This window comes from Phenylobacterium sp. CCH9-H3 (genome assembly GCF_001557235.1).
GTDB lineage: Bacteria > Pseudomonadota > Alphaproteobacteria > Caulobacterales > Caulobacteraceae > Phenylobacterium.
Genome location: NZ_LSJI01000297.1, coordinates 1 through 9,448, shown reverse-complemented (window position 1 = coordinate 9,448; position 9,448 = coordinate 1). Strand labels below are relative to the sequence as shown.

Annotated in this window: 13 protein-coding genes; 7 read left to right on the top strand and 6 right to left on the bottom strand. The window is 69.7% G+C overall.

What is annotated here, in order from left to right:
* Positions 1-84: 84 nt before the first annotated feature.
* Positions 85-894, bottom strand: a complete 810-nt coding sequence (gene hisN / locus AX721_RS26075) for a histidinol-phosphatase (protein ID WP_068878875.1) — start codon at positions 892-894, stop codon at positions 85-87.
* A 31-nt stretch (positions 895-925) separates the two neighbouring features.
* Complete coding sequence (locus tag AX721_RS26070; RefSeq protein WP_231733224.1) at positions 926-1,321, bottom strand: helix-turn-helix domain-containing protein; 396 nt, start codon at positions 1,319-1,321, stop codon at positions 926-928.
* A 104-nt stretch (positions 1,322-1,425) separates the two neighbouring features.
* Here AX721_RS26070 and AX721_RS26065 point away from each other — a divergent pair, with 104 nt between their 5' ends.
* Positions 1,426-2,340 (top strand): lysophospholipid acyltransferase family protein, encoded by a 915-nt coding sequence (locus AX721_RS26065; RefSeq protein ID WP_068878874.1) that lies wholly within the window; start codon positions 1,426-1,428, stop codon positions 2,338-2,340.
* Here the strand turns inward: AX721_RS26065 and AX721_RS26060 are convergent.
* The 3 genes from AX721_RS26060 to AX721_RS26050 form a co-directional block, all read right to left on the bottom strand.
* A complete protein-coding gene (locus AX721_RS26060) occupies positions 2,337-2,555 on the bottom strand; it encodes a DUF2093 domain-containing protein (protein WP_068878873.1) in 219 nt (72 codons plus the stop codon). The two genes, AX721_RS26065 and AX721_RS26060, sit on opposite strands and share 4 nt — an antisense overlap.
* Before the next feature lie 28 nt (positions 2,556-2,583).
* Positions 2,584-4,041 (bottom strand): exodeoxyribonuclease VII large subunit, encoded by a 1,458-nt coding sequence (gene xseA, locus AX721_RS26055; RefSeq protein WP_068878872.1) that lies wholly within the window; start codon positions 4,039-4,041, stop codon positions 2,584-2,586.
* A 274-nt stretch (positions 4,042-4,315) separates the two neighbouring features.
* The gene (locus AX721_RS26050) at positions 4,316-4,822 is read right to left on the bottom strand and encodes a GcrA family cell cycle regulator (RefSeq protein ID WP_068878871.1); all 507 of its coding nucleotides are present in this window, start codon (positions 4,820-4,822) and stop codon (positions 4,316-4,318) included.
* A gap of 231 nt (positions 4,823-5,053) precedes the next feature.
* On the opposite strand from AX721_RS26050, the gene AX721_RS26045 reads away from it, so the two are divergent.
* Positions 5,054-5,872, top strand: a complete 819-nt coding sequence (locus tag AX721_RS26045; protein WP_068878876.1) for an ABC transporter permease — start codon at positions 5,054-5,056, stop codon at positions 5,870-5,872.
* On the opposite strand, the gene AX721_RS26040 is transcribed toward AX721_RS26045, so the two are convergent.
* Positions 5,869-6,723: a helix-turn-helix transcriptional regulator gene (locus tag AX721_RS26040; RefSeq protein WP_068878870.1), complete on the bottom strand. Its 855-nt coding sequence runs from the start codon at positions 6,721-6,723 to the stop codon at positions 5,869-5,871. The two genes, AX721_RS26045 and AX721_RS26040, sit on opposite strands and share 4 nt — an antisense overlap.
* Before the next feature lie 164 nt (positions 6,724-6,887).
* Here AX721_RS26040 and AX721_RS26035 point away from each other — a divergent pair, with 164 nt between their 5' ends.
* From AX721_RS26035 to AX721_RS27665, 5 genes are all read left to right on the top strand, one after another.
* Positions 6,888-7,388 (top strand): hypothetical protein, encoded by a 501-nt coding sequence (locus AX721_RS26035; protein WP_156467390.1) that lies wholly within the window; start codon positions 6,888-6,890, stop codon positions 7,386-7,388.
* Complete coding sequence (locus tag AX721_RS26030) at positions 7,388-8,356, top strand: LysR family transcriptional regulator (RefSeq protein ID WP_068878868.1); 969 nt, start codon at positions 7,388-7,390, stop codon at positions 8,354-8,356. The genes AX721_RS26035 and AX721_RS26030 overlap by 1 nt, the downstream gene beginning before the upstream one ends.
* Positions 8,353-8,709: a helix-turn-helix transcriptional regulator gene (locus AX721_RS26025; RefSeq protein WP_068878867.1), complete on the top strand. Its 357-nt coding sequence runs from the start codon at positions 8,353-8,355 to the stop codon at positions 8,707-8,709. Before AX721_RS26030 ends, AX721_RS26025 begins: the two co-directional genes overlap by 4 nt.
* Positions 8,709-9,041, top strand: coding sequence for a helix-turn-helix transcriptional regulator (locus AX721_RS26020; protein WP_068878866.1), 333 nt, complete (start codon positions 8,709-8,711; stop codon positions 9,039-9,041). Before AX721_RS26025 ends, AX721_RS26020 begins: the two co-directional genes overlap by 1 nt.
* 226 nt (positions 9,042-9,267) lie before the next feature.
* On the top strand, positions 9,268-9,448 hold a 181-nt coding region (locus tag AX721_RS27665), incomplete at its 3' end, for a hypothetical protein (protein WP_156467389.1).

The window sequence follows — 9,448 nt, the reverse complement described above, 5'->3', positions numbered from 1 at the left end:
GCCCAAGCCGGCGGCCGCCAAGAAGCCCGCTGCGCCGAAGAAGCCCGCCGCAGCCAAGAAGGCCCCGGCCGCCAAGCCCAAGGCCTAGTTCGCAGAACGCCTCAGGGCGACCAGCGCCTCGTCCAGGCAGGCGCGGTCGCCCGCGATGGCGATCTGCCCGCCGTGTCGTCCCACGGGCTCGCCCCGCCAGTCGGTGGTGAGCCCGCCGGCGCCCGCGATCAGCGGGATCGCCGCCTCGATGTCCCAGCTCTGCAGCCCGGCTTCGATCACCATGTCCATCGTGCCCGCCGCCACCATGGCGTAGGCATAGGCGTCGCACCCCAGGCGCGCGAGGCGCGCGGCCGCCCGCACCTGGGTCCAGGCGCCCAGCTCGGCGCCGGTGAAGCAGCCTTCCGGATCGGTGGTGGCGATGACCGCATCGGTCAGCCTGGGGCAAGGGCGGACCCGCAAGGGGCGCGTCCCGTTCCGGCTCACAAGGCGAGAACCGCCGGCATGGCCGATGTAGAGTTCGTCCAGGAAGGCCTGGCCGATCGACCCCAGGACGGGCGAGCCCTGGAAGCGCAGGCCGATCAGGGTGGTCCATAGCGGCAGGCCGGCGATGAACGCCCGGGTGCCGTCGACGGGATCCAGCACCCAGACGAAGTCGGCGTCCGGACGATCCTCGCCGTACTCCTCGCCGATTACGCCGTGGTCGGGATAGCGCTGGGTGATCATGGCGCGGATGGCGCGCTCGGCGCCCTTGTCCGCTTCGGTGACGGGGTCGAACCCCGCCTCGTGCTTGTTGGAAAGGCCGTGCTCGCCGCGGAACAAGGGGAGGATGGCTCCGGCGGCGGCGCGGTTGAGCTCGACAAGAAACGCGTCGAGTTCTTCAAGGCGGGCAGGGTCGAGGGTCATGGCCCCCGCTTAACCCGCCTTGCGGTCGGACTTAAGCCTCGATCTCGCCGTTCATGGCCTTGGCCAGGTCCAGCAGGCGGCGGCGGGGCCGTTCCCCCAGCTGGTAATAGGCGTGGATCAGGTCCTGGGTTTCCTTGCTGGCCAGGGTCTCCGTCGAGGACGAGGCGGTTTCGCGCTCCAGGCTTTCGCGCTGGTCGCGGGTCAGGCCCTCGTAGAAGTAGCTGACGGGCACTTCCAGCACTTCGGCCAGCTGCCACAGGCGGGCGGCCGACATGCGGTTGGCCGCGCACTCGTATTTCTGGATCTGCTGGAAACGGACCCCGCAGGCGTGCGCCAGCTCTTGCTGGGTCAGGCCCAGAAGACGGCGGCGACGGCGAAGACGCCGGCCCAGGTGGATGTCGATCTCGTCCATGGAATCCCCGACCATGATTTCCCTTCGTCCCGGTTCGGGACTCCGCGGTTGAGACATCGCAATTCGCACGCCAGCCGCCTCCATTGCCGAACGTGAGCGACCAAGCCTAGGAAGAGTGGATGGCCGCGCTTAACCATTCATACGTGTCGAAACTAATTTGGATGCTCGAGGCTGCGCTATTTGACGCCGCTTCGACCCTCATCCGTGCCTTCCCGATTGATTCTGTTTCAAATTTCGGCGGATCGCTGTTTTCCGTTCTCGGCCCCTTGACCCGGGCCAACAGAGTCGCGGAGCGCAATCTTCGCATCGCCTTCCCGCAGGCCGATGACACCGAAATCCGCCGTCTCCTCCGGCTGCAATGGATCGAACTCGGCAGATCGCTAACCGAGTTCCTGCTGCTCGACCGTATTGTAGCCGACACAGACCGGGTGCAGGTGGAGGGCGAGGCGCGGCTGGGCGCAATCGCCGCAGGCGACGGTCCCGTGGTGTTCATCTCGGGACACTTCTCGGCGTTCGAACTCATGGCCGCCGTCATCGTTCACGCTGGCGTCAAATGCCAGGTCACGTACCGCGCCATGAACAATCCCTACGTCGACGAACGCGTGCGGAAGAACCGCTTCCGCTATGGCGTGCGCCTGTTCGCGCCCAAAGGGCTGGACGGCGCCCGCGAGCTGATGAGGGCGTTGCAGCGTGGCGAAAGCGTGGCCTTGATGAACGATCAGAAGTTCAACGGCGGTGTGGCCGCGCCGCTCTTCGGTCACATGGCCCATACCGCCCCAGGCCCGTCGACCTTCGCGCTGCGGTTCGGCATCCCGCTCCAGCCGATGAGCGTACAGCGGGTGGGTCCCGGCGCCCGGTTCAAGGTGATCGTGCACGAGCCGATCCGCCTCGAGGACACCGGCGACCGGGAGGCCGACATCGAGACGGGCGTGCGCCGCATCAACGCCTTCATCGAGGACCGGGTCCGCGCCCGGCCCACGGAATGGTTCTGGGTCCACCGCCGCTGGCCGAACGAAGAGTACCGCCGCAGCTAGCCGTGGGTTTCCTGCCAGCGCTGGAGGGCCTCGGCCGGTCCGGCGTAGGCCTCCTGCAGTTCGGCGCTCCAGTAGCGAAGCTGTTCCAGCGGGACCTTCTGGCCGGTGACGGCGCAGAGGACATATCGGCCTGGGCGCAGCACCGCGTAGTCGCCATCCCCGTAGTGGAGCTTGGCCTGGTCGTTGGCGCCGAGGGTCCGGTCGTGGGCGTTCATGCGCCCCTATTTAGCGCTTCGGGCGCGCTCAGAACAGGTCGCCCTGCGCAGGACCTTCGGGCTTGGGCCTCGCCTTCACCGGCTTGGGGGGCGTTAGGGGAGGCGGGGCCACGCCACCCGCGCCATCGATGACCGCCTGGCGGGTGACCTTGTCGCCGAAGGTGATGGCGACCGCCTCGCCGCTCGCCAGCGATGCGCCCGCATGCGCCAGCGAGCCATCGGCGCGCGCCACGCGGGCGAAGCCGCGCTGCAGGGGCCGGTCCGGATCGACCGACGCATAGAGCTTGGAGAGTCCGTCCAGCCGCTCGGACAGGCGCTCAAGTCGCCGCCGGACCGAAGGCTCGAGGCGCACGGTCAGGCGGTCCAGCCGGTCCCTCTGCACCTGCTGCGGCCGCTGGAGCAGCAGGGGGGACAGCCGGGACGCCACCCGCACGAGGTCGCGCTCGTGGGCCGCCGCGTTGCGCGCCAGGCCCGCGCCGAGGCGGCCGGACACGATATCGAACCTCTGCTCGGCCAGCCGCACCAGATCGGGGATCCGCTTCAGGGCCCGGTCAGCGTGCTCGATCCGCCCGCGGCGTTCTTCCACCACCCGGCCGCCGCAGCGGTGCATCCGCCCGCCCAGGTCGGACACCAGGGCCTTCAGCTCGGCCAGGACGGGCGTGGCCATCTCGGCCGCCGCGGTGGGCGTCGGCGCACGCCGGTCCGAGACGAAGTCGATCAGGGTGGTGTCGGTCTCGTGGCCGACCGCGCTGATCAGCGGGATGGTCCCATCCGCGACGGTGCGGGCCAGGGTCTCGTCGTTGAAGGCCCACAGGTCCTCCACAGACCCGCCGCCGCGGGCCACGATCAGCACGTCCGGCCGGGGGACCGCCCCGCCCGGCGCCATGGCGTTGAAGCCCTTGATCGCGGCGCAGACCTGGGCGGCGGCCGCCTCGCCCTGGACCACCACCGGCCAGACGATGACGCGGCAGGGCCAGCGGTCGCGGATCCGGTGCAGGATGTCGCGGATCACCGCCCCGGTGGGGCTGGTGATCACCCCCACCACGGCCGGCATCTCGGGCAGCGCCTTCTTCCGCGAGGCCTCGAACAGACCCTCGGCGGCCAGGCGCTGTTTCAGGCGTTCGAGCTGGGCCAGCAGCGCGCCGATGCCGGCGGCCTCCATGCTCTCGATCACGATCTGGTAGCGCGAGCCCTGCGGATAGGTCGTGATCTTGCCGGTGACGATCACCTCCAGCCCCTGCTCGGGACGGACCGACAGCCCGCGCACGCTGCCCTTCCAGACCACGCCGTCGATGGCGGCCTTCTCGTCCTTGATGGTCAGGTAGACGTGGCCGTTGGAGTGGTGGGTGACCTTCGACAGCTCGCCGCGAAGCCGCACGAAGCCGTACGAGTCCTCCAGCGTCCGCTTCAGGGCGAACGCCAGCTCCGAGACCGAATAGGCCTTGGCGTTGCCGGTCTCGTCGGGGGGCGTGGCGACGTCGGTCATCCGAACTCCAGTTCCTCCCCATCGGGGGAGGTGGCCCGAAGGGCCGGAGGGGGCTTCCGCTCGGAAGGCCCAGCCTCGACTCTCATGTGAGTTTCAAGGATCGCAGCGACGAGGTCTGAGCGGAAGCCCCCTCAGTCGGCTTCCCCGACAGGTCCCCCAAAGGGGAGCAATAAAAGAAAGAGACGCGCCCGGGACCTTAAGCAGCTTGTGCAGCTTCGGTTCTCAGGCGCGCCTCCCATCCCCAACGGATAGTCGGGCCGCTTTGCAGCGGAACTCAGATGTAGCGGCGCAGGCTCCGGGCGAGCTCGGCGGCGCCGGACTTCTTCTTCGCCTGGGCCGGCTGGTAGGCCACCGTGGCATGCTCGTGGCAGTAGGGGCCGTTCTCTTCCGAACGCCGGCCACAGAAGGTGAAGCTGTCCAGCGACGGATCGCCGATCGGCCACTTGCACATGTGGGCGCCCAGGGTCAGCACCGTGGCCGTGCCGGGAGTCTCGTCGACATAGCGCACGGGCGCGGGGGCCGGATGGGCTGCGGAGACCGGCTCGGCGATACGGCGCGGCGCCGACGGCGAGGCCTGGGCCGGACGCGCGGGGCGCGGGGCCTTGAAGACGGTCCGCTGCGGCTTGGACGGCGTCGCACGGCCCGAGAGCCCCAGGCGGTGGACCTTGCCGATCACCGCGTTGCGGGTGACGCCGCCCAGCTGCTTGGCGATCTGACTGGCCGAGAGGCCGTCCTGCCAGAGCTTCTTCAGGAGTTCCACGCGTTCGTCGGTCCAGCCCATGGTCTCGCCTCCCACCCAGAGGATCCGGCGCGCCGCCGGGGCGCCGGGATCAACATCTTGTGGCGCCGAGCTAACTCAACCGCCACCAACCACCATCAGTAGTAAACAACTCGCTAAGAGCCACAATAGGCGCCCTGCCGGTTCTCCACAGGAACTAGATGTTGATTCGAGTTTAAGCGGTGGATGAGGCATGGCCTTGCGCAGCCGCCCTGCAGCGCGCACATCTCGGCCATGCGAGACATGCCTGACGCCGAAGTCGCCTTGCCCCCGCAGCCGCGCGCCTATCACGGCGTCAACTGGGAAGGGCTGAAGACCCTCTACGTCCGCGAAGTGCGGCGGTTCATGAAGGTGGGCATGCAGACCCTGGCCGCTCCGGTGGTCACTGCGTTGCTCTACATGCTGGTGTTCGTGGTGGCCGTGGGCGGGGCGCGCGAGGTGCACGGCGTCGCCTACGGCACGTTCGTGGCGCCCGGGCTGATCATGATGCAGATCCTGTCGAACGCCTTCGCCAACTCCTCATCGTCGCTGCTGCAGGCCAAGTTCAACGGACTGATGGGCGACTTCATGACCCCGCCGCTGACCCCCGGCGAGCACGTGGTGGGCTTCGGCGGCGGCGCGGCCACCCGCGGCATAGTGGTCGGCCTCGTCAGCCTGGTGGCGGTCTTGCCCTTCGCCCGGCTGCCGGTCTCCCAGCCCTGGGCCATCGTCTACTTCGGCCTTGGGGCCGCGCTGATCATGGGCTTCATCGGCATCATGGCCGGGCTCTGGGCCGAGAAGTTCGACCACATGGCCGCTGTCACCAACTTCGTCATCATGCCGATGACGTTCCTGTCGGGGACCTTCTACCTGGTCGAGCGGCTGCCGGAGCCGTTCCGGACATTCAGCCACTTCAACCCGTTCTTCTATCTGATCGACGGTTTCCGCTACGGCTTCACCGGCCAGGCCGAGAGCAGCCTCGCCATCGGCGTGGCCATGACGGCGGTGCTGACCGTGGCCATGGGCGCGGTCTGCCTGTGGATGTTCCGCACCGGCTACAAGATCAAGACCTAGCTGCGCAGCACTTCAGAGGGCGTCACGCCCAGCAGGCGGCGCATCCAGCGGGCCAGATGGCTCTGATGGGCGAAGCCGGTTTCCAGGGCGACCTCGGCGATGGTCATGCCACGGCCAAGCAGCAGGCTGCGGGCCCGGTGGACGCGGCGCTCCATGACATAGGCGTGCACGGACTGGCCCATGGTGCGGCGGAACAGGGTGGTGAGGTGCGGGATGCTCATGCCCGCGACGCCCGCGACCTGTTCCAGCGTCAGCTCGCCGTCCAGGTTGGTCTCGATGAACTCCACGATCCGCCGGATCTGCGGCTTTGACAGGGTCTGCCGGCCGGCGAAGCCCATGACCGCGAAGTTCTGCAGCAGGCGCGTGGCCAGGGCGATGGCGAGGCTGTCGGCGTAGATCCTGCCGGCGGGCGCCGGCGCCTGGAGCTCGGCGAGGAGCGCGCGCACCACGTGCTCGACCAGCGGATCCCGGGTCCCGATCTTCGGCGCGATCTCCGCTCGGCCGCCTGGAAGCGCCAGAGCCTCGGCGGTGGACGACAACAACGCCGGCGACAGGCGGACCGAGACCATGTCGCAGTCCGTATGGTCCTCCCAAAACCCGCTCGCGCCCGCCGGGACGACATCGAAGTCGTAGGGGGTCTGGATGCGGAACTGGCCGACGCCCTCGCAGGTGCAATCGGTCGGCACGCCGGGGGTCAGGTAGAAGATCACCCGATGGTCGGAGATGGCCTGCCCGGGATAGCGGCCGGGCGTGGCGTGCACCTCGGTCGCCGCCAGCGGCCCCCACTGGCGCTGGCGCCCGAAGGTCAGGGCAGGTTCGGGCGCGTCGTTGAACTTGAACGGGTACGTCATCGGCAGCCTGTGCCTGCAAGAGCAACGCCAGACGCGAACGAAGTCAAAGGGCAAGCGCTCTCCGGCCGCACGCGGTCATCGGAACGTGCTTTCTGTCCTCGGAACGTGCGCGACCCGGCGGGCGACGTAGCGGCAACCTCGCGGCGTCGCAGGAGGATCTCCCCATGACCGCCGCCGCCGCTTCTCCGGCCGCCTCTCTTCCGGGACGGAGCGCGTTGTCGCAAACCATGATCGCGGGCCTCGCCGGCGGCGCGGTCGACTTCGTCTACGCATCCGGCATGGCGCTCGCGGCCGGCCAGCCTGCCATGCGACCCTGGCAGGCGGTGGCCAGCGGCTGGATCGGCGCGCCGGCCGCTCGGGACGGCGGTATGGCGGCGGTGCTGCTGGGCGTCGCCACCCACTTCGGCATCGCGCTGGCCATGGCCGCGGTCTTTGTGCTGGCCGCGCCGCGACTTCCCCGACTCGTGGCCCAACCCCTTGTCGCGGGCGTGCTGTACGGCCTCGTCCTCTACGCGGTGATGTACCTGATCGTGCTGCCGCTCCGGTGGCCCGGGCCCTTCCCGAGCTGGCAGGGCGGAAGGTCGCTCCTCGACATTCTGGCCCATATCGCCGTGGGCCTGGCCATCGCCTGGACGGTGTCGTCGCGAAAGGCGCGTGCGGCCTGATGTCGTCCCAAGACTCGAACCCGTCGTTCCGCGGATCTCCCGTCCGCCGTGGCGCAGAGGCGCTGGCGGCGCAGGACATCGCCACCCTCCGCTCGGCGCTGATGGTGCGCGAGCATCTCGGCTTCCGACGGGCCTCGGAAGTTCTCGGCGTGAACCCTTCGGTGCTGTCGCGCCGGGTGCTGGCGCTGGAGGACGCGCTCGGCGTGTCCCTGTTCCAGCGTTCGTCGGGGGGCGCGCGTCCCACCGGGGCCGGCGAACGCTTCCTGTCGGAAGTCGAGCGCGCGCTGGAGTTGCTGGCCAAGGCGGCGGTCCGCGCCGGCGCGGCGGGGCGAGGCGAGGTGGGCCGCCTGCGGCTGGGTCATGTGTGGCCGGTGACGGCGGGGCCGGCCGAAGCCATCCTCCGCGCCTATCGCCGGTCGGCCCGGGACGTGGAGCTGGAGTTGCGGGGCGGATCGGCGGCCGAATTGGTGGCCGCGGTGCTGGACCGCGAGCTGGACGCCATCCTGATCGATGCCGAAGACGTGCCGGCCGGTCTCGACAGCCTGTCGCTGTGGGGCGAGCCCTGGCTCCTGGCCCGCTCGCTGGAGGCGCCCGACGAGGCGCTGGGCGAGGCGCCCGTGCTTTGCGCGGCGGGCGACGACTGGGGCCGCATCCAGAGGCTGGTGACCGACCGGGGCGGCGCCCGGGCCGGGGTTCGGGTCCAGATGACCTCGCACGATGGGGTTCTCAGCCTGGTCGCCGCCGGCGTCGGCCACGCGGTTGCGCCGCAGAGCGTCGCCCAGGCCACCCGCGCCGGCGTCGCCTTCTCGCCGTTACCCGGCCGGCCGGCGACGCTGCAGGTCGCGGCGGCCTGGCGCAACGACCATGACAATCCGGCGCTGCGGCGCTTCATCAGCCTGCTGCGCACGACCCCTCTCGACGCGGCTTCGGTGGTGAAGCCGCTGCGCGCGGCGGGGGGCTGGGGATGAGCGATCCCGTCGGCGCGGCGCTGGACGCGCTGGGCGACGCCACCCGCCGCGATCTCTACGAGCGGATCCTGGCGCGGCCCTCGCGGATCGGAAGCCTGGCCGCTGCCGTCTCCGTCACCCGGCCGGCGGTCTCCCACCACGTGCGCGTGCTGAAGGAGGCGGGTCTGGTCCGCGAGGAGGACGGCCTGCTCGTGGCCGCTGTCGATCCGCTGCCGCAGCTGCGCATCTATTTCGATCGCCTGTGGTTCGAGGCCTCGGTGGGCGAAGGTTGGCTGCGGGAGCGCTTCGCCGTCTCGCGGCGTCTGCATGCGCTGGAGGTCGGGCATCCCGCGCCGCGGTCCCGGTCGGCCTGATGGAGATCGGGCGCGGCCCGCCGGCCGACGCCCCGGCGGAGATGTTCCGGGCCCTGGCCGACCCGACCCGGCGGGTCCTGCTGGAACGCCTGGTCGCACGGCCTGTGTCGGCCGGCGACCTGGCTCGCGACCTGTCGCTGCCGAGGGTCAACGTCAGCCATCACCTCGGCGTGCTGGCCGCCGCCGGCCTGATCGACCTGCGCCGTCGCCAGGCGAGCATTCGACCCGATGGGCTCAGGCGCCTGAGCCGCTACTTCGACGCCGCCCTGACTTCGGCCGCGATTACATCGCCAGGCGGCCGAGCGGCTGTGTCTGAATCAACACAGAAATAGAAAAAGACCGCGTCAGAAATTGCGGTAACTTCCGGAAATCCAGGAATTATTGCGGCGCGGGCCGTGTGTTGCTCTGAGGGCATCGTTCGTTGCCTGAGCCATGATTGACCCCCTTTGTCACGCAACCGTAACTCACCATCACCTGGCCCGCGAACGGTGGGCCGAAACCTTCTTGTGGGGAGCGGGGCCGCCCAACCGGCGGTCGGCCGCGAAGGGGATATTGATCGTGAGCAAGCTTACTGTCCGTGCGCGCCTCCTGGCGTCTTCGATGATCTGCGGGGCGGCCATGACCGCCGCCGGGCCGGCCCTGGCGCAGACCGCGGCCGACGAGGTGTCGGAAGTGGTCGTCACTGGGACGCGCATTCCGTCGCCGAACCTGGAGAGCGTCAGCCCGGTCACCGCGGTGA

Excerpts from the sequence above, each read along its gene's own strand:
- hisN (WP_068878875.1), bottom strand. The coding sequence starts at position 894 with ATGACCCTCGACCCTGCCCGCCTTGAAGAACTCGACGCGTTTCTTGTC.
- AX721_RS26070 (WP_231733224.1), bottom strand. The coding sequence starts at position 1,321 with ATGGTCGGGGATTCCATGGACGAGATCGACATCCACCTGGGCCGGCGT.
- AX721_RS26065 (WP_068878874.1), top strand. The coding sequence starts at position 1,426 with ATGGCCGCGCTTAACCATTCATACGTGTCGAAACTAATTTGGATGCTC.
- AX721_RS26060 (WP_068878873.1), bottom strand. The coding sequence starts at position 2,555 with ATGAACGCCCACGACCGGACCCTCGGCGCCAACGACCAGGCCAAGCTC.
- xseA (WP_068878872.1), bottom strand. The coding sequence starts at position 4,041 with ATGACCGACGTCGCCACGCCCCCCGACGAGACCGGCAACGCCAAGGCC.
- AX721_RS26050 (WP_068878871.1), bottom strand. The coding sequence starts at position 4,822 with ATGGGCTGGACCGACGAACGCGTGGAACTCCTGAAGAAGCTCTGGCAG.
- AX721_RS26045 (WP_068878876.1), top strand. The coding sequence starts at position 5,054 with ATGCGAGACATGCCTGACGCCGAAGTCGCCTTGCCCCCGCAGCCGCGC.
- AX721_RS26040 (WP_068878870.1), bottom strand. The coding sequence starts at position 6,723 with ATGACGTACCCGTTCAAGTTCAACGACGCGCCCGAACCTGCCCTGACC.
- AX721_RS26035 (WP_156467390.1), top strand. The coding sequence starts at position 6,888 with ATGACCGCCGCCGCCGCTTCTCCGGCCGCCTCTCTTCCGGGACGGAGC.
- AX721_RS26030 (WP_068878868.1), top strand. The coding sequence starts at position 7,388 with ATGTCGTCCCAAGACTCGAACCCGTCGTTCCGCGGATCTCCCGTCCGC.
- AX721_RS26025 (WP_068878867.1), top strand. The coding sequence starts at position 8,353 with ATGAGCGATCCCGTCGGCGCGGCGCTGGACGCGCTGGGCGACGCCACC.
- AX721_RS26020 (WP_068878866.1), top strand. The coding sequence starts at position 8,709 with ATGGAGATCGGGCGCGGCCCGCCGGCCGACGCCCCGGCGGAGATGTTC.